Source organism: Actinoplanes sp. NPDC021490, from assembly GCF_055562135.1.
On sequence record NZ_JBVHFW010000006.1, the window covers coordinates 69,492 to 91,536 of the forward strand.

The 22,045-nt window shown below is 67.0% G+C and carries 23 protein-coding genes; 11 read left to right on the plus strand and 12 right to left on the minus strand.

Annotated features, from left to right (window positions below):
* Nucleotides 1-172 precede the first annotated feature (172 nt).
* Complete coding sequence (locus ACZ3I4_RS18180; protein ID WP_465383099.1) at nt 173-931, minus strand: hypothetical protein; 759 nt, start codon at nt 929-931, stop codon at nt 173-175.
* A gap of 354 nt (nt 932-1,285) precedes the next feature.
* Here ACZ3I4_RS18180 and ACZ3I4_RS18185 point away from each other — a divergent pair, with 354 nt between their 5' ends.
* Nucleotides 1,286-1,960 (plus strand): hypothetical protein, encoded by a 675-nt coding sequence (locus tag ACZ3I4_RS18185; RefSeq protein ID WP_465383100.1) that lies wholly within the window; start codon nt 1,286-1,288, stop codon nt 1,958-1,960.
* 517 nt (nt 1,961-2,477) lie between these two features.
* On the opposite strand, the gene ACZ3I4_RS18190 is transcribed toward ACZ3I4_RS18185, so the two are convergent.
* Together ACZ3I4_RS18190 and ACZ3I4_RS18195 are read right to left on the minus strand one after the other, a co-directional pair.
* Nucleotides 2,478-2,876, minus strand: a complete 399-nt coding sequence (locus ACZ3I4_RS18190; protein ID WP_465383101.1) for a hypothetical protein — start codon at nt 2,874-2,876, stop codon at nt 2,478-2,480.
* A 260-nt stretch (nt 2,877-3,136) separates the two neighbouring features.
* Nucleotides 3,137-3,712: a hypothetical protein gene (locus ACZ3I4_RS18195; RefSeq protein WP_465383102.1), complete on the minus strand. Its 576-nt coding sequence runs from the start codon at nt 3,710-3,712 to the stop codon at nt 3,137-3,139.
* 337 nt (nt 3,713-4,049) lie between these two features.
* On the opposite strand from ACZ3I4_RS18195, the gene ACZ3I4_RS18200 reads away from it, so the two are divergent.
* Nucleotides 4,050-4,712 (plus strand): DUF6461 domain-containing protein, encoded by a 663-nt coding sequence (locus ACZ3I4_RS18200; protein ID WP_465383103.1) that lies wholly within the window; start codon nt 4,050-4,052, stop codon nt 4,710-4,712.
* A gap of 185 nt (nt 4,713-4,897) precedes the next feature.
* Nucleotides 4,898-5,326 (plus strand): hypothetical protein, encoded by a 429-nt coding sequence (locus ACZ3I4_RS18205; RefSeq protein ID WP_465383104.1) that lies wholly within the window; start codon nt 4,898-4,900, stop codon nt 5,324-5,326.
* A 125-nt stretch (nt 5,327-5,451) separates the two neighbouring features.
* On the opposite strand, the gene ACZ3I4_RS18210 is transcribed toward ACZ3I4_RS18205, so the two are convergent.
* Together ACZ3I4_RS18210 and ACZ3I4_RS18215 are read right to left on the minus strand one after the other, a co-directional pair.
* On the minus strand, nt 5,452-5,586 hold the full coding sequence (locus tag ACZ3I4_RS18210; RefSeq protein ID WP_465383105.1) for a hypothetical protein: 135 nt from the start codon (nt 5,584-5,586) through the stop codon (nt 5,452-5,454).
* 256 nt (nt 5,587-5,842) lie between these two features.
* Nucleotides 5,843-6,211: a VOC family protein gene (locus ACZ3I4_RS18215; protein WP_465383106.1), complete on the minus strand. Its 369-nt coding sequence runs from the start codon at nt 6,209-6,211 to the stop codon at nt 5,843-5,845.
* A gap of 93 nt (nt 6,212-6,304) precedes the next feature.
* Here ACZ3I4_RS18215 and ACZ3I4_RS18220 point away from each other — a divergent pair, with 93 nt between their 5' ends.
* A complete protein-coding gene (locus ACZ3I4_RS18220) occupies nt 6,305-7,285 on the plus strand; it encodes a helix-turn-helix transcriptional regulator (protein ID WP_465383107.1) in 981 nt (326 codons plus the stop codon).
* A 136-nt stretch (nt 7,286-7,421) separates the two neighbouring features.
* On the opposite strand, the gene ACZ3I4_RS18225 is transcribed toward ACZ3I4_RS18220, so the two are convergent.
* From ACZ3I4_RS18225 to ACZ3I4_RS18235, 3 genes are read right to left on the minus strand one after another with little or no spacing between them, the layout of a single operon-like run.
* Nucleotides 7,422-8,084 (minus strand): DUF4190 domain-containing protein, encoded by a 663-nt coding sequence (locus ACZ3I4_RS18225; RefSeq protein ID WP_465383108.1) that lies wholly within the window; start codon nt 8,082-8,084, stop codon nt 7,422-7,424.
* A 23-nt stretch (nt 8,085-8,107) separates the two neighbouring features.
* The gene (locus tag ACZ3I4_RS18230; RefSeq protein WP_465383109.1) at nt 8,108-9,202 is read right to left on the minus strand and encodes a glycosyltransferase; all 1,095 of its coding nucleotides are present in this window, start codon (nt 9,200-9,202) and stop codon (nt 8,108-8,110) included.
* Complete coding sequence (locus tag ACZ3I4_RS18235) at nt 9,195-10,124, minus strand: glycosyltransferase family 2 protein (protein ID WP_465383110.1); 930 nt, start codon at nt 10,122-10,124, stop codon at nt 9,195-9,197. Before ACZ3I4_RS18235 ends, ACZ3I4_RS18230 begins: the two co-directional genes overlap by 8 nt.
* Nucleotides 10,125-10,396: 272 nt before the next feature.
* Here ACZ3I4_RS18235 and ACZ3I4_RS18240 point away from each other — a divergent pair, with 272 nt between their 5' ends.
* Nucleotides 10,397-11,263, plus strand: coding sequence for an MEDS domain-containing protein (locus tag ACZ3I4_RS18240; RefSeq protein WP_465383111.1), 867 nt, complete (start codon nt 10,397-10,399; stop codon nt 11,261-11,263).
* 2 nt (nt 11,264-11,265) lie between these two features.
* On the opposite strand, the gene ACZ3I4_RS18245 is transcribed toward ACZ3I4_RS18240, so the two are convergent.
* Nucleotides 11,266-11,817 (minus strand): NADAR family protein, encoded by a 552-nt coding sequence (locus ACZ3I4_RS18245; protein ID WP_465383112.1) that lies wholly within the window; start codon nt 11,815-11,817, stop codon nt 11,266-11,268.
* Nucleotides 11,818-11,892: 75 nt separating this feature from the next.
* Between ACZ3I4_RS18245 and ACZ3I4_RS18250 the strand changes: the two genes are divergently transcribed.
* Nucleotides 11,893-12,036 carry a hypothetical protein gene (locus tag ACZ3I4_RS18250; protein ID WP_465383113.1) on the plus strand — a complete coding sequence of 48 codons (144 nt, stop codon included), beginning with the start codon at nt 11,893-11,895 and terminating at the stop codon, nt 12,034-12,036.
* Nucleotides 12,037-12,068: 32 nt separating this feature from the next.
* Here the strand turns inward: ACZ3I4_RS18250 and ACZ3I4_RS18255 are convergent, their stop codons facing one another.
* Nucleotides 12,069-12,926 carry a sulfotransferase domain-containing protein gene (locus ACZ3I4_RS18255; RefSeq protein WP_465383114.1) on the minus strand — a complete coding sequence of 286 codons (858 nt, stop codon included), beginning with the start codon at nt 12,924-12,926 and terminating at the stop codon, nt 12,069-12,071.
* Between the two features lie 137 nt (nt 12,927-13,063).
* On the opposite strand from ACZ3I4_RS18255, the gene ACZ3I4_RS18260 reads away from it, so the two are divergent.
* Nucleotides 13,064-14,149: a type III polyketide synthase gene (locus tag ACZ3I4_RS18260; RefSeq protein WP_465383115.1), complete on the plus strand. Its 1,086-nt coding sequence runs from the start codon at nt 13,064-13,066 to the stop codon at nt 14,147-14,149.
* The gene (locus tag ACZ3I4_RS18265) at nt 14,146-15,624 is read left to right on the plus strand and encodes a fatty acid desaturase (RefSeq protein ID WP_465383116.1); all 1,479 of its coding nucleotides are present in this window, start codon (nt 14,146-14,148) and stop codon (nt 15,622-15,624) included. Before ACZ3I4_RS18260 ends, ACZ3I4_RS18265 begins: the two co-directional genes overlap by 4 nt.
* A gap of 338 nt (nt 15,625-15,962) precedes the next feature.
* Here the strand turns inward: ACZ3I4_RS18265 and ACZ3I4_RS18270 are convergent, their stop codons facing one another.
* A complete protein-coding gene (locus tag ACZ3I4_RS18270) occupies nt 15,963-16,409 on the minus strand; it encodes a GNAT family N-acetyltransferase (RefSeq protein ID WP_465383117.1) in 447 nt (148 codons plus the stop codon).
* Between the two features lie 415 nt (nt 16,410-16,824).
* On the opposite strand from ACZ3I4_RS18270, the gene chvE reads away from it, so the two are divergent.
* The 3 genes from chvE to mmsB are packed head-to-tail and all read left to right on the plus strand — an operon-like array spanning nt 16,825 to nt 20,716.
* The gene (chvE, locus tag ACZ3I4_RS18275; protein ID WP_465383118.1) at nt 16,825-17,952 is read left to right on the plus strand and encodes a multiple monosaccharide ABC transporter substrate-binding protein; all 1,128 of its coding nucleotides are present in this window, start codon (nt 16,825-16,827) and stop codon (nt 17,950-17,952) included.
* Complete coding sequence (gene mmsA, locus ACZ3I4_RS18280) at nt 17,952-19,484, plus strand: multiple monosaccharide ABC transporter ATP-binding protein (protein WP_465383119.1); 1,533 nt, start codon at nt 17,952-17,954, stop codon at nt 19,482-19,484. The genes chvE and mmsA overlap by 1 nt, the downstream gene beginning before the upstream one ends.
* On the plus strand, nt 19,481-20,716 hold the full coding sequence (gene mmsB / locus ACZ3I4_RS18285; protein ID WP_465383120.1) for a multiple monosaccharide ABC transporter permease: 1,236 nt from the start codon (nt 19,481-19,483) through the stop codon (nt 20,714-20,716). The genes mmsA and mmsB overlap by 4 nt, the downstream gene beginning before the upstream one ends.
* 199 nt (nt 20,717-20,915) lie before the next feature.
* Here mmsB and ACZ3I4_RS18290 read toward each other — a convergent pair whose 3' ends face one another.
* Nucleotides 20,916-21,779, minus strand: coding sequence for an alpha/beta fold hydrolase (locus ACZ3I4_RS18290; RefSeq protein WP_465383121.1), 864 nt, complete (start codon nt 21,777-21,779; stop codon nt 20,916-20,918).
* Between the last annotated feature and the right edge of the window lie 266 nt (nt 21,780-22,045).

The following is a 22,045-nucleotide window of genomic DNA, read 5'->3' on the forward strand; positions in this document are numbered from 1 at the left end:
GCGTTGAGGTAAGACGATGGCGGCACGTCACGCCTGCGAGGCGCACGTGACTTTGACGTTTTGCTGAGCCAGAGCCTGATGGCGCCTGGTTATCAGTGTCGTTCGCAGATCAAAGAGCTTCTGGAAGCCGATCACGACGTTAGTAGGGGCTGGCAGGAGTCAGGACTCCGCATCATTCCCGCAGCCGAGGCCTAGGCGGCGCCATGTTCCAGCGCGGACGCTGCCGCTGAACAAGCAATTCGGCTTCGACTCGCTCCCACAAGCTCGGTGGGGCCGGCAGCGTCGCCGCCCACTTGTGCCAATAATCAGCAATTCCACTGCTTTGCCGCACGACCATGTCAAGTGACAGCAAGCCTGCGGCCGCCGTCGCTTCTTGACCCAATGGGGCATCAACGCGCCGCCTAATGCCCGCGGTCTGGGCCTGTGCCGCCCGGTCACCGCCGGTACTGTCCGGCCAGAAGCTCAGCAGGTAGCGGTCGGGACCCTGATCCACCCTGGTGTCGTCGTCGCCGATCTCGTTCGGCTCGAACGAGCCAGAGGGATCGTTGCCCTCGTCCATGCCCTGGGCGCAGTAGCGGACGCGAAAACGAGGCAACAAAGGTGTATCGGCGGTGAGTGGTAGATCAGCCAGGGCACCCTCGCCCCATGGCACCAGCGCGACGGTTGCCGACCTCAGGATGAACGGCGCTTCGACGACGTCCTGCCACTCCTCCGCCGCAGCGGGCGGCTCGGCCTCGTGTAGTTCGACAGTGAAACGGACGTCTCCGTCACGTGTGCCGACCATCAAGAACAGGTCGCCCGGTATGACGGCGCCGCATAGTCCGTTGCGCTGACCGGCGAAATGGTCCTCCATGGCACGCGGGCCGTCGAAGCTGGTCACGTATACCTGGCCGTACGCGACCGGAACCAGCCCATCGAAGAGCACCCGCATCAACCGATCATCTCACCAAGCCATCTCGTCTTGAAGAGTGGGTCTAGCGGAATCAGCGGTAGGTGGCACAGGAGGCTGTTTGCAAACCTGCCCGCAGGCCGTCACCCGGCCGGTCGAGAGCAGCAGGTCGAGCAGATCGGGCAGCGGCGCCGCCCAGTACAAAAACGTTTCGGTATACCAGGTGATCTGCTAGTCGTAAGCGGTGCCCGGTCGGCGTAGCAGGTACGATTATCGCCGACCGGGCCCCTGCTGGAATTAAATAAAGTAGGGACTGCATGTAATTACAATCAAGAACTGATAGGCCGGCCCGACCAAAATTAACGCTCCGGACTTGCTCTAGATAGAGGTAAGGTCATGAGCCCTGCGGCAAGGCGGCAGAACGCATGGAAGGCGGCCGCTCAAAAGTATGCGTTACCGAACCTGCCGGGAGAGTGGAAAGTCGTGGGCAGCAGGCAGCTGATGCTACGCCCATTTGGTCTCATCCTCAGGGGTGTCACAGCTCAATCTTTCTCCATATTTCCCATCCTTGAGCCTCTGTTCATGCCGATGAATTACCCTCAAGCGAGTTGGTTGATCGCCTTTGATGGTGACGTCCCCCGCGAATTTCCATACAATACCCTCAAGCTCAGCGAAGAGCATGCCGAGAAGTACATGCGCGACCTAGTCGAATCTATCAACGATATGGTGTACCCATTTCTAATGAAGAACGGCAGCCTGGAAGGCTACTTCGAACGCTGCCAGCGAAGTATCAACACTCACCCGAACGGGCTCGGAGACCCACACGAGCTGTACATTCAGGCGGCGACAGCTGTCATGCTGCAGCGTCCCGAAAATGCTATAGAAGCACTCAATAAAGTACGTAAGGTAATCGATTCGGACCCGACCGATGAGCGTGACTGGGTGCGAGATCTTTACCAACAGGCCGGCGGATTCCGCGACCGGATCGGCGCCGATCCGGCGGCCGTCCGAGAGGAATTGATTGCGGGTGTGGACGAACAGAAGCGTCGCCGAAAACTTCCACTCTCCTGACGGTTACTGCTGAATTGCCGTCATTGTCCCAATTGCGCCGTTCACAATGGCGTCCGCACAGCCCTTCGGTCCGACGTGGGCGGCGATCAATGCAGACCACGCCGCTCAGCCCTGAGCATCGCCGCTTTCGCGGTCGGCCTGGACGTGGCGGTCGAGGCGCCGCCCATCGCCACCTCGGCGTGGCGGTCGCTGCTGGTAAGCGACCATGACCGGCACGATAAGACGCGTCTTCGCCCGCGTGCAGGTTGCGCAGCATCGATGGTGCTCGGCTTGGAGGCGGATTCGCCGTCGCTAACTCGAGGATCGAGGCTGGAACAAGCGACTAGGGTGGCGACAGCTGAGATGGTGGCTGGCTCGAGGCGATGCGCAAGCAGCGGCAGATCCAAGTCGCTGCAGACGGCGCCGCCGCCAGGTACGCCCTTCGCCCGAAAGTAAAAGAAACTGCAGGGTGATGCGCCGGGCAACTCTCCGCGTCCTCATCTGGCCGCCGATCGTGCGCGTCGGACGAGCCCCACAATCACTTGTCGCGTCGTCGGCTTGGCCGTCGTGCTCCGCCGTAAAGGTGGACGCGGTGGTCGACGTGATGGTCAGGCTCGCGTGAGACGAACCCGTCGGTCTTCATCTCGCTGTTCGCGATGAGTATCAGCCAGTCCTCGTAGTACCAGCTGGGGTTGCAGGCGCAGGTAGTGACGGTGAATCGGAAATTTGCCCGCCATCGGCCGATCTCCCCAGGCTTGAGCGTGAAGAGACGGGCCGGGCCACTCTGCCGTGGGTAGGCGGCCCAGCCCGGCAAGCGGTCGACGACCAACATTCCGCTCTCTGCAGACAGCCAAAGGCCGAGGTCGCGGGCTCGATCCAGGCCACCGCTGCCTACGCCGTCATGACGCACGTACCGGGCCGCCTCGTCGGCGAGCACGTCGTGAATGGCCACATCATCGGCTGGCATTGACGGCGGAAGCACTGCTGGGCTGCACAAACCTCGCCGGGCGTTCGCCGCGGGCGCTCCACGCGCTGACGCACTCCAGCGCACACGCACTCGCTGAATAGTGATCACGACTCACTCTGACGTGCCACACCACCGGACCACCAGCCGTTATCCGGATCTGCCGCCGTCCGTTCGCGTTGTAGCCCGAATGCTTCCAGAGCTGCGGTGGCTCACAGGAGTCCGGTTGACGATCACACCAGTCGTGGTTTGATGGCGAGCCAAGCGCGGAGCTCGTGGCTCGTGGCTGGATCGTTGAGGTCGGCCAGGTGTAATTCGGCAGCGTTGACCAGACTCCTGGCGCGCCGCGAATCAAGCAGAGCCTGAAGTTCCAGGGCGCGGATGCTCTTCCGATCGGTCAGCACAGCGACCTGGTCGATGGGGACGGCTATGGCGTCCAGGCATGCCCGAACCACGGTGTCCGCCGATGGCAGAGCCGACTCTGCCATTCCGGCGTCGCGCATCTTCGAAACGAAATACGCCATTCGCTCTGCGACCTCGCCCTGGCCGAGTGCGGGACGGGCCTCGACCAGCACCCAAATCTTCAGCTGAGTCCATGCGGCACGCTCAGCCGCCCGGTTCTCCCATCGCCCATCTATCAGCAGTAGCAGGTGCAACCACCAGTTCGGCTCCTCGCCTACGGCCTGACGCCGATCCAGCCATCGCCTGCGCGCATCCTCGTCCGACTGCAACAGCCGATCGAGCTCCGCGCCGGAGACCGTTTCATCTCGCACCCCGCCAACAGTGACGCCGCCGGCGACGAGAATCAAGAACGCCACCACGGAGCTGTTTCAGCGTTCGGATGTGACATCCGGATCTGCCGCGTATAAGGCGCGCGCCGAGCTACCGGACTCGAACCGGCTCATACCTCGCGGTCGTCAGCATAAGTAGGCACGAAATTTCCTACCCGCCTTTGCCCGGCGCGCCGCACCAGCTCAGCTGTCGGCCAGCGCCGATGCGCGGGAGCTTCTGGGCGTGCGCACTCATGCCGCTGAATGTGCGCGCCCGGGCCGGCCGGCCAGTATGACCGTGAAAGCGGCACATCTGTGGTCGACGTTCGGTTACGGTCGTTCGGACTCGACAGATTGATCACCGTGCGAGGTCGGGATGAGCCGCGACATGACGCCTGAGGACCGCAGTCGTGAACCGGGAGGTGAGCGAGGTGCGGGGCCGCCGGAAGACGGGTACCGGTGGGTGGCAGACAGCTCCCTGTCTGAGGCGGCAACCGTCAGTGCTGTCACCGGCTCATCAGTTGACGAGGTGCTGAGAGTCTTCGGTGCTGACCCTCAAGATCCTCAACCGGTCGACGACCTTGTGCGGCTGCCCGAGAGTCCGCATCGATATGTTGGCGGGCATTCATACACGTTGGCCAGTTTGCTTGTTCCGGATCCTTGGATCACCGTCTTGGACGCCGGTAGGGCAGTTCTGGTCGTGGAGTACAACAGTTACGTCGGCGCTGATAGCGATGTCATTCGAGCTGCCTCCGAGGGTGGGCGAGCGGCCAGCATGTTCTGGAACGTCAATTCCGTTACTCGGGTGACGTTCGCCGAGAATGGCAGGCTCTTGGCATCCTTCGAGCCCCTTATTGACTACGAGGAACGGCCGGTCGAGGTGCGGGCAGCCATGGCCGGCCTGGATTTCGAGACGAGGCACAACTGGGCCGGGCAGGGGCTCGTCGCAGTCGAGCGCTTCACCGGCTATGGCATCACAGAAGAGGGGCTCGAATTGATCGAGCAGTCCGGGACCGGCTACCGAGTCAGCAGGCGATGACGCCGGCACGAAGCTCGGGAAACCAGCCGACCTTCAGCCTCAGGTTGTGGACCTCCTGAGGAGCACTCATCTGGCACCGCGATGCGGCCGCCCAGTAACCGGCGTTACCCTTCACCCTCAAACGCTCACGCTGCGGATGCCGGAGCTCTCTCGGGCTGCCGGTTGGCTGGTCTACCCTGCATTTCGTGCGCACAGTGTTGGCTTTTCCGGCTGTGGGGCGTGAAGAGACGATCGCCATCCTAGATCGGCATCTTCCCGGGCAGCGCCGACCGTGGTTGTTCGAAGGCGCGTTGTACGTAGATATCGAGGAAGAAGTGTCCGGTTACCTGTACGTCGATTGGGAACCGGAGGACCTCGCCGCGCTCGCCGCGGCCACCGGCGAACGCCCGACTTGGGCGGTGCAGATTGATATCTCCGGGCGGATCGACGGGACTCAAGAGGCTCGCCGGCTCGTCGCACTCCTGCTTGATAGGGGCGGAGTAGTGTTCGACGACTACACGGATCACGCGTGGACCCTGCCGGAAATTCAGGCTGAAGCTTCGTTCGACGGACTGCGCTTCTTCGACTTTCGCGCCGCCTACGCCAAGCATCATGGCCTACGCGCGGCTGACTGATGTCTGCGTACGACGAACCGCTGGATGCCCGGGCACACCCATGAGCTCGTTGCGCACATCGGCCGCTGACGGCGCTCGCCGACCGGGGGAGCCTGTCACGATCAGGGGAGCGAGGCCAGCGGCTATCAAGACTTCTTGTTGGCCTTACGCCGCTTTTCCTCGGCGTCGGCGATGCCGTGGGCAACGGCCGTTCGGATAACCCGGTACAGCACTGCGACGCTCAGCAGCGAAAGCAACACCCATCCGAACCCAGCGTCCACGGCATGAGACTAGATGATCTCGAGCGTCAGCAACGCCAAGTTCACGGTTCACTGCGGCCCGGTGGCTTCGACGACGCACACCGCCTCAAGAGTGTTGCCCCTTGCACCTTCGGGCGACCTCAGCATTCGGATCTGCCGCGAGTTGCGCCCTGCCGATACCGCGTTGTGTGAGTCAGAACAAGCCGAGTTTGGGGCACTCGATGGCAGACAACGGCAGGCGCGACACCCGACGTGCGCGCCTGCCGGGACTGTGCACTTAGTCTTTCGGTGCGACCCGGATACGGTTCCCGTCGGGGTCGCCTGCGAGGAAGGTCGGGCCGAATCCGGCATCGTGAGGCTCTTGCAGGATCGTGACGCCCTTGGACTGCCACTGCTCGAAGACCGCGGTGATCCCATCGGCTCGTCCGCCTTCGATGGCCAGGCAGATCTCACTGGTACGTGGTACGTCGGGCGACAGGTTCTCGAACTGGCCGGACCACAGCGCGAGGGCAGCGCCTGGCCCGAGGGCGAAGGTGATGTACCCCGGAGTCTCCAACGAGGGGCCCATGCCGAAGAGGTCGCCGTAGAAACGAGCCGCGGCGGGAGCGTCGTTCACGTAGACGATGGACACGACGGATGTGGTCAACGTTGTTCCTTTTCGCTGGTCGCAGGTGAGCCTCCACCAGCCTGGCCGGAATATGCGCCGCACCGTGTCGCAATATCTTGAGAAGCTTGGTGGGTGACCCCGGACCGGTTCTTCGCCCTGATGCTGCTTCTCGAGTCCAGGGATGGCGCGACCACGCAGGACCTTGCCTCGGCGCTCGGGGTGTCCCTGCGAACCATCAACCGGGACCTGAACTGGCTCCGTGATGCCGGTCTGCCGGTGACCGCGCACCGGGGCCGGCTCGGTGGCGTGGCCATGCTGCCCGGGTCGGGGCTCGACCTCACGCGACTCACGCCTGGCGAACGCGATCATCTCTCGCTCATCGGGCTGGATGAAAGGCAGCGCGCGGAGCTCGACGCATCGGTCGAAAGCCGGCGCGTGCTCGCCAAGATCGCCGCTACCCGGTCGCCTCGAGTTCAAGAGCTTGTGCCGCTCACCGACGTCGTGCATGTGGACAGCCGTCCCTGGCTTCAGACACCAGCGTCCGGTACGACTCCGGCTTCGCTGATCGGCTCGGTGCGGCGAGGCCGCCGGCTACGGATCGAGTACGACAGCCCGCGCGATTCATGCCCGCGCGAGCTGGTCGTGGATCCGTACGGGCTGTTGGCCAAGGCCGGCATCTGGTATCTCGTCGCCGACTGTGCCCGAGTGCCACGGATGTATCGACTCGAACGGATCACGACGTGGAAAGAAGTCGACCGGCCACGACGGATCCGCGAGAACCAGACCCTGGCCACCGTCGCCGCAGCGCTCCTTGATCAGTGGGCGGACAACCACGCGATTGAGGTCAGCGCCACCGTCGACCAGACCCAGATCGAGCGAGCGCAACGGATTTTCGGCCTGCGGCTCGTCCGGGACGACCGTGAAGAATCCGCCGCCGGTCACAAGGTAACCATTCGCTTTCAGCATCTGGAGGACGTGCGAGCATTGCTGCCGTTCGGAAACGCCATCACGGTGCACGGCCCCACCGAAGTCAGGGCTCACCTCCGTGCCCTCGCCACCGACCTCGCCCGCCACTATGCGCCGCCGACCGTGCGGGTTGACAGTTCCATTTGACGAACGCGTCTGCGCCGCAGCCAGACGTCGCGGTTAGCGCGGACCGGCGAACCCCCGCGATGTGTTGATCAGTGGGCGTGAAGCTCTCGGCGAGTTCGGGAACGAGCGAGGAGGCCTGGCGTTTGCGGCAGTCGGGTCAGCCGCGGAGAGAGCCGGTCACGTTGCTGTGGAGTTGGTGGGCGAAGCACACCACGCCGTGGCTCGAGGTGCTGGTGACGTCGGAAAGCCGTACCGTGAAGATGAGGTAGTCGGCGTCCTCCGGCTTCTTCTTGCCCGCGTACGGCTCGAAACGCTGCTCGCAGCCGGCCTCGGCCTTGGCCTGGGTGTCACCGGAGGCGGGCAGCTCGTACGTTGCGAAGACCTCGCTGCTGTGGGCCGAGGTGCAAGGTAGTACGTCGACTCGGGTGCCGCGCTGCTCCTCCAGGTCCTTGGCGCAGTCGCCGGCACGCAGGTCGCGCAGGGCGATCGACCGTTCGCCGCGGAGGGCGCCGTTCGCGTCGCGGTCGGGGCCGTCGGCGGCGTCCCGTACGACGGCGACGATCACGGCCGTGGCGAAGGCGGCGATCCACAGTGCGCAGATGCTCAGCGCGATGATGGCGAAGATCTTGCCGCGCTTGTCGCCGTTGCGCCGGCTCTGGCTGAGGCCGATGAAGCCGAACACGAGGCTGAGCACGCCCGTGCAACCGAACAGCGCGAGCGTGAGCGCGGCGATCGAGAAGCCGTTCGTCTTGCCGTTCCAGGCCGGCTTGACAGGCGGCGGAAAAGGCGGGGGCGGCGGCGGGTAGCTCTGAAGATCCACCGGCGCACCGTACAGAAACCGGCCTAGATGCGCTGCCCCATGACCTCGTCGTACACGTCCTCGAGGCGGTGGCTCTGCTTGACGACGTCGAACTCGGCCACGGCTCGCGCGCGGGCCGCCGTACCGAAAGCCGCTTGAAGGTCTTGATCGTCGAGAAGTTTGCGCAGGTTGGCTGCGAGCGCCGGTCGGTCGCCCTCGTCGCTGAGCAGGCCGGTGGCGCCGTCGGCGACCGCCTCGGGAATCCCGCTGTGGCGGGTCGACACCACGGGCAGGCCCAGCGCCATCGCCTCGACGATCGTGGTCGGCAGGCCCTCGCTGTCGCCGTCCCGGGCCGTCCGCGAGGGGGCCGCCAGCAAGCGCGACTCACCGAGCAACTGGTACACCTCGGCGGCCGGCCGGGCGCCGAGGAACGTCGCGTCCACGCGCAGTTCGCGAGCATATTCGCGCATCTCGTCCAGCCGCGGTCCGTCACCGATGAACACGGCCTTGGCGTCGAGCGTGGCCAGCGCGGCCAGCAGGTCGTCGGCGCCCTTCTTTTCGACGAAACGGCCGACGAACGCCACGTCCCAGCGCTTCGGCCCGGCCGGCACCTCGGCCGGAATCGGCACGCCGGTGTGATGCACGCGCACCTTGGCCGGGTCGGCCCCCCAGTCGATCGCCCGTTGCCGGATCACCTCGGAGACGGCGATCAGGCCGGCGGCACTCTTGAAGACGCTGCGCAGGTTGCGGCGGTAGCGGACACCCTTAGCGCCCGTGCTCGCGGGCTGGCGGGTGACGTCGTGACCGTGCAGCGTGACGATCAGCGGAATGCCTGCGCGCGCGGCCTCGCCGCTGATCAGCCAGCCGTCGCCGCCGAAGTGGGCGTGCACGAGATCGGGCTTCTGGGCCGCCAGCGTCCGGCGGAGCCGGGGGGAGCGGCCGAGCAGGCGCAGGCGCAGGAAGTCCGGATCGCGTTGCGCCCGGAACAGGGTGATGTCGCTGTCCCGCGCGAGCGTGGAGCCGATCTTCGTGGCGCCCAGGTAGACCGGCTCCCAGCGGCTGAGCGAGTCCGCCTGGTTGCGGATGAACGTCTCGGAGGCCGAGATCATCGCGCTGCGCCAGATGGCGACCTTACGCATGGGCCTTCTTTCCCACGACCAGATCCCGTACGCGGTGACGCACGTGCGGTGGCAACGCCCAGATCTGCAGGAAGGTGACGTAGTCGAGCGCTCCCGGACGTCCGTGTGTGCGCGCCTCGCTCAACAGCTCCCGGAAGACCCTGGGATTGCGCGTCGGCGCGGCCATCGAACTGATCACGCTCATCGTGACGGCCGCGTACGCGCGCGGGGTGAACAGGTGGCGGCTCGCGCGCACCCAGGCGAGCTGCTCCTGCCACGGGTTCTGCAGGCTGATCCGGTCGCGGTTCTCGTCCTGGTGCCAGAGCACGAGCGGCTCGGCCGCGTACAGCAACTCGACGTCCTCGTGTTGCAGAGCGCGCAGCGTCCAGTCGAGTTCCTGCTGGCGGCGCAGCCCGACGGTGAACGGGACGCGGCGCAGCAACTCGGCCGGCGCCAAAATCGTCGAGGTCTGGATGAAGCCGTCGCCGTAGAACAGGCCGCGGCGCACGGTCAGATATTCGCTCAGCGGCTCGCCCGGCTCGGGCAGGCGCCGCGGCATCACGGTGTCGGCCCGGGGCGTACGGCTGATCATGCGAGTCGCCACGATCGGCAGCGGCCGGGTGGCCGTCGCGGCCAGCGCGAGCTGCGCCTCGATCTTGTTGGGCATCCACTCGTCATCGTCGTCGAGCAACGCCACCCACCGGCCCTCGGCCGCCTTGACGCCCTGGTTGCGCGCGTTGGGAGCCTTGCCCCGCTCGGGAAGCACGATCGCCCGGAGCCGATCGTCGCCGATCTCCGCGAGCGCCCTGACGGTGGCGTCGTCCGGTCCGTCGACCACGACGATGACCTCGAGACTGCGGTGCGTCTGACCGAGCGCGCTGCGCACGGCGCGGGTGGCCAGCTCCGGGCGATTGCACGTCGGAATGACGACGCTGACGTCCATGTGTGGGATACCTGCTTACCGTTTTGCCGGGCTTGTGTCCGGTGACTGCGCCGCACAGTAGGACGCCCCGGCGGCGTAACGGTGAACGTGACTGAACGCCCGGACGAACCGCCCGTGTGCAGGCGCGGTCCGGCCGGTCGGGGAGGCACCGGTGGGGTCACTCGTCCGAGGTAACGCGGGGGAAGCGTTTCGAAGCGTACGGTGAACGGCACCTTTGCGTGGTGGGGTGCGGTGCTGCATGGCGAAGCGACGCGCATCGGAGGGGAGGCCCGGTGGCGTTGCTCGATCGCCTGGAACTCGGGGACCACGTCTGCTGGACCGTCGACGACGATGACGTCCGCCGCGACGAGATCGCCGGGATCCTCCATGCCGGACTGCTGTCGAAGCACAAGGTCGTTTTCTCCGGCGACGATCCGGACGCCGTTCTCACCGTGCTGGAACGCCGCGGCGTCGAGCTCCGGGCGGCGCTCGGCTCGGGGCAGTTGCAAGCGGTGACGCCGGAGGGCAGCTATCTGGCCGGCGGGCTGTTCGACCCCGAGGGCTGTCTCGCGCACTGGCACGTCCAGAAGGCTCGCTGCCGCGCCGAGGGCTATCTGGGCCTGCGCGTCGTCGGCGACATGACTTGGGCGAAACGGCAGGTGCCGGGCTCGGAACGGCTGGAGTGGTACGAGGCCAGGGCCAACGCGGTGTTCTCCGACGGCTATGTGATGGGCATCTGCACGTACGACCGGAGGCTTTTCGACCCGGTGCTTCTGCGGCGCCTGGCGCTCGCGCATCCGGGGGCGGCCGGGCCGCTGCTGCCGTTCGACCCCGAGACATCACTCCGGATCCGCCGGACCGAGGAGCCGTACGGGCTGTGGCTCTCGGGTGAGGCCGACATGTCGAATCAGCATGCGCTGCAAGCCATGATCGAGGAGGTCTACCTGACGCGCGAGGCCGAGCCCGTGGTCACTATCGACCTGACGGCACTCCGTTTCGCCGACACCGCCGTGGCCCGCGTGCTCCTGCGGGCCGCCGCCGACCGCGGCCGCATGCACATCGTGGGCTGCTCACCCGTGCTCGTCCGCCTCCTGTTCTTCCACGGCGCCGGCCAGATTCCCGCCCTCCTGGTGACCGCCGGCTACGCCATCGGCGCATGACGTCACGACAGGCTTTCCCGTACGTCCATCAGCGCGAAGCCGAGCAGGTTGGTGCCCCGCCAGCGGCGCGGATCGGCCGCGCGCGGATCGTCGCGGCCCAGCCCGATGCCCCAGATGCGGTCGAGCGGGCTGGCCTCGACCAGCACCCGCTCGCCGGTCGTCAGCAGGAAGTCGCGCAGCTCCTCGTGCTGCCCGAACTTGGCCAGGTTGCCGGAGACGACGATCTCGTACCGGTTCTCCTCCCACACATCCTGTTCGAAACCGGCCACCCGCCCGCCGAGCGTCTTGGCGACCCTCGGATGCGGCGCGGCCAGGATCCGCTCGCCCATCGCCTCGTCGCCGAACAGGATCGCCTTGCGCCACATCATGTAGTGCTCGGCGCTCGCGAACTCCCGTCCGTCGGCGGTGAACCGCGACGGCCACCACTGACTCAGGCAGCCCGCCCCGGCGCTGCCGTCACGTTCGGGCTGGTGACCCCAGAAGAACAGGTATTTCACCCGGTTCTCCGAGGCGTACGCGGTCAGATCGTCCACGCTGCGGGCCATGACAGACATGCCCGCGAGTCTGCCTCACTTCCGGCCCTCTCCGGGAGCCCTTTTCTGTCGTACCCCGGGGCTAGATTTCCGGCCATGAGGACCGACCCGAAGCCCGCCACCCGTCCCGTCTCCCCGCCGGTCGTGCCGGTCGTGCCGGCCGTCCTGCGTGCGCGCCGGGCTCGCCGGGCCAGGCTCCGAGCCGCCGCGGCCGCCGCGATCCGGAGGGCGGCGCAATGAGGGCCCTCTGACGGCCCGGAAGCGCCGAGCGGTCAGTGCGGGGCGGCGTGGCCTTGGAAATCGTGCGTCCTGACCGGAGAGACGTGGCCGTGCAGCCAGGTCAGGACCTCCGGCGGGGCCAGGGTGGCGGCCCGGTTGTGATAGGTGGCCAGTTCGGCCGGGGTCAGCAGTTCGGCGCCCGCGCCGGGGGTGCCGCGGCGGAAGAAGGACCTGGTGTCCTGGAAGAAGCCGGGGACCAGGAAGTCGGCCCGGTTGCGCATGTGGGTCAGGGAAGCCGATGACGTGAGGACAGGCCACAGCGCTTCGGGCACGGCGATGCCCAGGCGGGCGGCCAGATAGCGCATCTGGCCGGGCAGGTCGGCGGCCAGCCGGTCGTAGTGCATCAGCACGACGTTGGGCAGCCACTGCCGGTGCCACGCGTCGGTGGTGTGGTGCAGCACGGCGGCCAGCGACTCGGTGCTCTCGTCGGTGGAGATCCAGCGCACCAGGGCGGCTCGCACGTCGGCCGGGGGCGTGCCGTGCAGGTTGGCCCAGTGGTGGCAGAGCGAGACGTGCGTGTCCAGCGGGTGCCGGCCGCTCACCACGTAGGTCACCCGGGGGTCGTAGGGCAGGGCGGCCAGCGGCGTGTGGGTCTTGATGAAGCGGCGGTGGGGTTGCGCGTCCAGGCGGGCGTGCATCTGCGCGGCCGGCTCGATCTGGTGGTCGAGCCAGGGGGAGAGGTGCCAGAGCGGCGCCGGCAGTTCGGGCGCCTGAAAGATCAGCAGGCCGCAGATCATCTGCAGCCAGGTCGTGCCGGTGCGCCGCCGGGTGCTGATCACGATGTCGCCGGGACGGAACCGGAAACCCTGCCAGCGGGCACTGTCCTCTTCGGAGGTGAGGTAGCGCTGCACGCCGGGAGATTAGCAGACGCCCAATAGTCCGGAAAACGCCACGAATAAGCGATCAAAGCCCGGTATGAAAGGCGGGACAGCGGGCCCGTCCCCGACCCGATAACGTCCTCCCGAGTCACACAAGCGGGGGCGCTTACATGATCATAAATGACCGGGATAATGCGTCGATCATCGCGGTGGGCAGCGCCTTTCCCGAGACGTCGTATACGCAGTCCGAGGTCGGCACGCTGCTCGGCCTCGAGAACCGGGTGGCCCGCAAACTGCTGGCCGCCCCGCACATCCGCACGCGCCGTCTGTTCCTGCCGCCGGCCGACCCGGTGACCGGCCGCGTCCCCGACGAGACGCCGGCCGAGCTGCACGCCAAGTTCCGCCGGGGCGCCCTCGAGATCGGCGGTCGCGCGATCGCCAACGCGCTCAAGGCGGCCGCGCTCACCCCGTCCGACGTGGGATATCTGGTCTGCGTCACGTCGACCGGCTTCCTCGTGCCCGGCCTCAGCTCTCTGTTCTCGCGCGAGCTCGGCTTCCATCCCGGCCTCGTCCGGGCCGATGTCGTCGGCATGGGGTGCAACGCCGGCCTCAACGGGCTCAACCCGCTCGTCCAGTGGGTGCGCAACAATCCGGACAAGGTCGGTCTTCTCGTATGCTGTGAAATCAATTCCGCCATGTATGTCCGCGACGAAACGGCACGCACTGGAATAGTGAACAGCCTCTTCGGTGACGGTGCGGCCGCGGCGGTCGTCGGCGGCGGAAACACCGGCAGTCCGGTCGTGCTCGATTTCGAAAGTTTCTGCCTGCCCGGGCGGTGGGACGCAATGCGCTTCGATTGGAACGACGACGCCGGGAAATGGAGCTTCCATCTCGACCGCGACATTCCGTACGTGATCGGAACGAATGTGGTGACGCCGGTGAGCCGATTGCTCGAGCGCAACGGGCTACGGCCGGAATCGATCAGGCATTGGGTGCTGCACACCGGCGGCGGCGCGGTCATCGACACCGCGCGGCAGAGCCTCGGCCTGACCGAGCACGACGTCCGGCACACCCGGTCGGTGCTGCGCGACTTCGGCAACATCTCCAGCGGCAGCTTCCTGGTCAGCCTGGAACGCCTGCTCGACGAGGGGGTCGCGCGGCCCGGCGAGCGCGGCGTGCTGATCACGATGGGGCCGGGAGCGCAGATCGAGGCGGCGCTGATCGAGTTCACCGCCGCGCGGAAGGAACCGTCATGACCGACGACGTGCGCAGCTCACCTCGCACCGGCACAGCCCTGCCGCAGGGACGTCCGTTCTGGATCGTCGACGGCCGCGCCTACGACTTCACCGAGTGGGCGAAGATCCACCCAGGCGGCGCGACCTGGTTCGGGCCCAGCCAGGGACGCGACATCAGCGCGCTCATCCACACCTACCACCGGGATCCCGTACGGCTGCGGAAGTTCCTTTCCCGGTACGAGATCGAGGGCTTCACCGAACGGGACGTGCTGCCCAAACTCGGCGTTCCGCCGTTCCTGCTCGAGCCCGATTTCGACGCTGCCCGCGACCTGCCGCGGCTGAACTACGCCGATGAGGGCAGCCTGCTCGCCGACATCCGGACCGCGGTCAACGCCCGGTTCTCCAAGCGTGACCTCAAGCGGTTCGACCGCCGGTTCGACCTGGTCACCGGGGCCATCGGGCTCGCACACGTCGCGATGCTGGCCCTGTTCGTCGGCGGGTTCGCGCCGGCGTGGGCGTTCGTGGTCGTCATGGTGCTCACGCGCACCGCGCTGTCCGGCGCCGGCCACTACCACCTGCACCGCCGCTGGAACGACCGCAAGCGGTTGCAGACGCCGCTCGGCAAGGCCCTGTTCGACATGAACTACGTGGGCACGAGCCTGATCGGCACGGACGGGCATGTGCTGCTGCACCACCCGTACATGGGCTCGGGCGCCGACGTGAAGAAGACGTTCTTCGACGGCATGCTGCGTCTGCATCCGTTGTTGCGCGTTCCCGGCTACACCCTGCACAAGCTGGGCATCTGCCTGCTCGGCCTGTCCATGCGAGCACGCGAGATCGCGCGTTTCGAGCAACGTGGCGGCGGCGCGGCGATCCGCGCCGACTTCTGGCTCGTCCGCGCCTGGCTGCTCGTCGAGTTCGTGGCCTGCCTGGTGACCGGGCACTGGCTGGCGTGGTTCGTGCAGTTCTTCATCACGCTGTGGTTCAACACGTTCCTGGTCGTGTCGAGTCACGACTTCGAGGACGACGAGCCCGACGATCTCACCGTGATCCCGGTCGCGCTGCGTAACGACTGGGCGGCCAACCAGGTCGGCCTCAGCTACGACCTGACGATCGTCGGCAACCGCTGGATCGACCTGTGGCTGAGCGCCGGCCTGAGCCCGCACCGGGTGCATCATGTGCTGCCCTATCAGGCGTCCGGCTTCGCCAACCTCGAGACCGAGGCCACCGTACGGGCGGTGTGCGAGCAAGCCGGCATGACGTGGGAGCGGCCGCGCAACCTGCTCTTCGACCGCTTCCCGGCCGTGATCCGTCACTATCTGTTGTGCCCGGCCAAGGCGCTGCCGCCGCCCCCACCCCCGCCCGGCGGCGCGCCCATCATGTCGGCCGGCGGCGTGCCGATTCCGCCGGGGCCCGAGGTCCGTCCCGTCCGGCTGGGACAGGTCGGGATGCTCGCCCGCTACACCGCGGACGGTTTCCGGGGCGTCGGAGTGTGAGCTGGTGGCGGTGGCCAGGGTCGTCGCGCCGGTCCGAAGCGGCCGGCCAGGGCGGACCAGGCCGGTGGCGGTGGCCGTCGTCGTCCCGTTTCCGCGACCGAGTTCGCCGGCCTGCGCGCCGCCTGCGCTTCGCGCAGCTCGCGACCCCGGGAGCATGCTGCGAGCTCAGGCGCGCCCCCGAGCGGTCAGCCTGGATGGCCCGGCGCGGTCTTGTGCCGGCAATCGGGCACGAGGCATGGCCGCTGAAATGCGCGTGCTTCGGTCGGCCCACGCCCGCAACCCGGCGAGCCGTTCCGGGCCTGGGCCGACCGCCAGGCGCGTCAGTGCGGGGCGGCCGGTCAGAGGCGGATCAGGCCGGCGGCGGTCGGACGAAAGCCGCACCGGTCGAGATAGAAATGTTCCAGGCGCGGTTCGAAGTCGACGTGCAGCCATGCGCAGCCGGCCGCCCGGGCCTCGGTGATGGCCGCCTCGACCAGCGCTGTCCCGAGGCCGCTATGTTGTGCTGACGGGTCCACGGCCGTGTCGAGCAGGAACGCGTGGGCGCCGCCGTCCCAGCAGACCTGAATGAAGCCGACCAGCCGGCCGCCCCGGTCGCGGGCGGCGGTGTCGCCCTGCTGCTCGTGGAAAGCGTCCTCGGCGAAGGCGCCGATCCACGTCAGCGCGTGCCGCGACAGTCGCGCAGCCCAGGGCGTCACCACTTCCGGGTCGCTGCCGAAGGCCCGCGCGTGCAGTCTGCTCAGCGCCGCGTCGTCGACCGGAAACCGGGGCACTAGCGTGATCGTCATCCGCTCACCAGCGGGATGGTCATCGGGTTGGCCCACGACGTGCTCGACAGCGCACGACCGGGCTGGTCGCCCTGGACCAACGGGATGGTCGTCGGACTACCAGCGGCATGGTCATCCGTGCGCAAGCGCCATGGTCATCGGGCACGGGCGTGGTCGTCGTCGGGCACCGGCGTGGTCGTCATCCGGTCAGCTGACCACACATGCCGGCGGAGCGGCCACTCGAATTCCGCGGGCGTTGATCGACAGCTCTCGTCGTGCCGTCCTGCGTCGGCGTGACGATCCGAGACCTCGCTGTTATCGATAACAACGTTTCGGCCAAATGTCGGCAACGTTGCTCGGAACGGTTGACACCCGTTCGTGTGACCGTTCACACTCGACCGCACCCCGCTCCATGGACCCGATGAAGGAGTACCGCATGAGAATGTCCAGGATGGGTGCGGTGGTATCCGCCACCGTGCTCGCCGCCTCCCTGGCCGCATGTGGTTCCAGTGAGAAAACTGTCGACCAGCAAGCCGGCACCGGCGACAACACGGGCGCCCTGATCGGTGTCACCATGCCCACCCGCTCGAGCGAGCGGTGGATCAGCGACGGTGACAACCTCAAGAAGCAGCTCGAGGCGCTCGGCTACAAGGTCGACCTCCAATACGCCGAGGACAAGATCCCGACGCAGACCCAGCAGCTCGACAACCAGATCACCAAGGGCGCCAAGCTGCTGATCATCGCGTCGATCGACGGCACCGCCATCACTACACAGCTGGAGAGCGCGAAGACCAACAAGATCCCGGTCATCGCGTATGACCGCCTGATCCGCAACAGCCCGAACGTCGACTACTACGCGACCTTCGACAACTTCAAGGTCGGTGTGCAGCAGGCGACATCGCTGCTCACCGGGCTCAAGGTGCTCAAGGCCGACGGCTCGGCGGGTGACGCCAAGGGCCCGTTCAACATCGAACTGTTCGCCGGCTCGCCCGACGACAACAACGCCACGTTCTTCTTCAACGGCGCGATGAGCGTGCTCAAGCCGAAGATCGACGACGGCACGCTGGTCGTGAAGAGCAAGCAGACCGAATTCAAGACCGTGGCCATCCTTCGCTGGAAGGCCCAGGTCGCCCAGGACCGCATGGAGAACCTGCTGACCTCCACGTACCGGAGCGGGGCCAAGGTCGACGGCGTCCTCTCGCCGTACGACGGCCTCTCGATCGGCATTTTGTCGGCGCTGAAGAGCAACGGCTACGGGACGGCCGCGCAGCCCTATCCGATCGTGACCGGGCAGGACGCCGAGCAGGCGTCGGTCAAGTCGATCCTGCGCAACGAGCAGTACTCGACGATCTACAAGGACACCCGTGAGCTGGCCAAGACCACGGTGTCGATGGCGGACGCCGTCCTCAAGGGGCAGGCGCCGCAGACCAACAACACGACCGACTACGACAACGGCGTCAAGGTCGTCCCGTCGATGCTGCTCGAGTCCGTGATCGTCGACAAGGCCAACTACAAGAAGGAACTGGTCGACACCGGCTACTACACCGAGTCCCAGCTCAAGTGATGACGGATTCCATCCTTCGCATGCGGGGCATCTCCAAGACCTTCCCGGGCGTACGCGCCCTGGACGACGTCAACCTGGAGGTGCTCCGCGGCGAGATCCACGCGATCTGCGGGGAGAACGGCGCCGGCAAGAGCACCCTGATGAAGGTGCTCTCCGGCATCTACCCGCACGGTGACTACGCCGGCGAGATCACCTTCGAGGGCGAGGAGTGCCGGTTCGCGGGCATCCGCGACAGCGAGCACCGCGGCATCGTGATCATCCACCAGGAGCTGGCGCTCGCGCCGAACCTGTCGATCGGCGAGAACATCTTTCTCGGCAACGAGCAGTCGCGGCGTGGCCTGATCGACTGGAACCGGACGAACGCCGCCGCGGCCGAGCTGATGCGCCGCGTCGGACTGCGCGACAACCCGGTCACCCAGGTGCTCGACCTCGGCGTCGGCAAACAGCAGCTCGTCGAGATCGCCAAGGCGCTGTCCAAGCGGGTGAAGCTGCTGATCCTCGACGAGCCCACGGCCGCGCTCAACGACGAGGACTCGGCTCATCTGCTCGGGCTGCTGCGCGGCCTGCGCGACGAGGGCATCACCTGCGTGATCATCTCGCACAAGCTCAACGAGGTGCTGGAGATCGCCGACCGGGTGACCATCCTGCGCGACGGCAAGACGATCGCCACGCACGAGGCCCGCGGCCTGACCGAAGACAAGATCATCAGCGGCATGGTCGGGCGCGACCTCGACCACCGGTTCCCGCCGCACGAATCGCACGTCGGCGAGGAGATCCTGCGCGTCGAGAACTGGACCGTGCACAGCCCCACCCAGCACGGCCGGCTGCTCGTGTCCGACGCGAGCTTCACGCTGCGCCGCGGCGAGATCGTCGGGCTGGCGGGCCTGATGGGGGCCGGGCGCACCGAGCTGGCGATGAGCATCTTCGGACGGGCGTACGGCACCGGCATCAGCGGGCGGATCTTCAAGGACGGCCGGGAGATCCGGTTGCGGTCGGTCCGCGAGGCCATCGCCCACGGCATCGCGTACGCCACCGAAGACCGCAAACGGTACGGGCTCAACCTGATCGAAGACATCAAACGCAACGTGTCGGCCGCGGGCCTGGGCAAGCTCGCCCGGCGCGGCTGGGTCGACGACAACGAGGAATACAAGGTCGCCGAGTCGTACCGGAAAGGCCTGAACATCAAGGCGCCCAGCGTCGCGAGCATCACGGGCAAGCTCTCCGGCGGCAACCAGCAGAAGGTCGTGCTGTCCAAATGGATCTTCACGGATCCGGACGTGCTGATCCTGGACGAGCCCACCCGCGGCATCGACGTCGGCGCCAAGTACGAGATCTACACGATCGTCAACCGGCTTGCGGACGAGGGCAAGGCGGTGCTGCTGATCTCCAGCGAGCTGCCCGAGCTGCTCGGGCTCTGCGACCGCATCTACACCCTCTCGGCCGGGCGGATCACCGGTGAGGTGCCGCGCGCCGAGGCCACCCAGGAAGGGCTCATGACCCTCATGACCGCCGGACAGGAGGCACCCCGATGAGCCTCGACTTGGATGTCGCCAAGACCTCGATCCCGGACTCCGGATCGCGTGGTGGCCGGCGCTTCTCGATCAACCTGCGGCAGAGCGGCATCTACATCGCGTTCGCCGCGATCGTGCTGCTGTTCACGATCCTCACCGGCGGCGACATGCTCGCCCCGCAGAACATCAGCAACATCATCGTTCAGAACTCGTACATCCTGATCCTGGCCATCGGCATGATCCTCGTGATCATCTCGGGCCACATCGACCTGTCGGTGGGCTCGATCGTGGCGGCCACCGGCGCGGTCGCGGCCGTGCTGATGGTCAACCTGGACGTGCCGTGGCCGCTGGCCGTGCTGATCACGCTGCTCGTGGGGGCGGCGATCGGTGCGTGGCAGGGCTACTGGGTGGCGTACTTCGGCATTCCGGCCTTCATCGTCACGCTCGCCGGCATGCTGCTGTTCCGCGCGGTCACCTACAACATCCTCGGCAACCGCGGCATCGGGCCGTTCCCCGACGAGGTGCGTACGCTGTCGAACGGCTTCACCGACGGCTATCTGGGCAACATCGGCCTCGGCGCGCTCGGCGGCGCCGACCTGCTGTCGCTGCTGGTCGGCGTGGCCGCGGTCGCCGGCATCGTCATCTCCCAGTGGCGCTCCCGGGCCGGCCGCGTCCGCTACGGCCAGGTCGTCGAGCCGTTCCCGCTGTTCGTGGCCAAGATCGTGGTGGCCGGCGTCGTCGTCATGTTCGTGATCGTGCAGCTCGCCCGTTTCCGGAACCTGCCGTGGGTGCTCGTTCTGCTCGCCGCGCTCGTGCTCGGCTATTCGCTGCTCACCAACCGCGCAGTCTTCGGCCGCCAGATCTACGCGGTCGGCGGCAACCTGCAGGCGGCGACCCTCTCCGGCGTCAAGGTCAAGTCCGTAGTCTTCTGGATCTTCGTCAACATGGGCGTCCTGTCCGCGCTGGCCGGCATCATCTTCGCGGGCCGGCTCAACCAGGCGAACCCGACCGGCGGCGACCAGTTCGAACTGGACGCGATCGCCGCCGCCTTCATCGGCGGCGCCGCCGTGCAGGGCGGTGTCGGCAAGGTCGTGGGCGCCATCACCGGCGGCCTCATCATGGGCGTCATCAACAACGGCATGAGCCTGATCGGCGCCCCGAGCGAACAGGTCATGCTCGTCAAGGGAGCCGTGCTCCTGGCGGCGGTCGCCTTCGACGTCTGGACCAAGCGCCGGGCCGGCGCCAGCCGCTGACCCCACAGCCCCGCCCGACGTCACCCAAGCCCGCGGTCTCGCGCCCGAATGGTCGTTGAGCCCGCGGGCTGGTTCGCGGGTGCCGGCGCCCGGCCGGCTGCATCGCCGTGAAACTGGCTGCCGCCGGCGTCAGTCGATTCCGCCATTCCGGCGCTGACCCAGCTCTACCGCTCGCTCGGGGGTGACGACGTCGTGCGGTTCAGCGTTCGCGGAGGAAGCCGGTCAGCGCCTCAGCGACCGCGGCCGGGTTCTCCTCGGCCATGTGGTGACCGGATTCGATCGCCACGCCCCGGACGTCGGCGGCCCACTCGCGCCAGATCGCGAGCGGGTCGCCGTACAGGTCCTCCATGTCGTCCTTCGTCGACCACATGAACAGGGTCGGACAGTCAACGTTGCGTCCTTGTGCGCGATCGGCCAGTTCGTGCTCATGGTCGACACCGAGGCCGGCTCGATAGTCCTCGAGCATCGCGCGCACGGTCCCGGGATCGCGTGTCGCCGCGCGGAACTCGTCGTGGTTCTCGGCGCCCATCCGCTCGGGCGTGCCCTTGTACCAGGCGTCCGGATCGGCGTTGATCGCCCGCTCCGGCTTGTCCGGCTGGGCGAAGTAGAACCAGTGATACCAGGCCGTCGCGAACTTGGCGTCGCACCGGGCGAGGGCCTCGCTGATCGGCACGCCGTCCATGACGACCAGCTTCCGTACGGCCTCCGGGTGGTCAAGCGCCAGCCGAAGCGCGACGTAGCAGCCACGATCGTGCCCCGCCGCCGCGAATCGCTCATGACCGAGTGCGCGCATCAGCCGCACCATGTCGCCCGCAACCGCACGTTTCGACTGTTGCGAGTGGTCATCGCGCAGCGCCGGCTTGCTCGACCGTCCATAACCGCGCATGTCCGGGCACACCACGCTGAAGCCGGCCGCCACCAGCCGCGGAGCCACCAGGTGCCAGGTCGATCCCGTACGGGGATGCCCGTGAACCAGCAGCACAGGCGGCCCGTCCCCGCCGTAACGCACGCGCAGCGCCACCTCGCCGACGTCCACCAGCTCATCCCGAAAGCCTTCGAACATGAGCGCTCGTTACCCCGAGCATCATCGCTCAACCAGCGCGCATCTTTTGCACGTCCATGCGCGGATGCTCAGTGCGCGGCTTCTCGGTTGCGCACGTGCTGGGCGCCGGCTGTTCGGCTCTGCACGTTGCGCACGTGTTGAGCGCGGGCTGTTCGGCTCTGCACGTTGTACACATGCTGAGCGCCGGCTGTTCGGCTCTGCACGTTGCGCACATGTTGAGCACGGGATGTTCGCCTTCGCCTCTGCACGTTGCGGTGGGGGTCGGG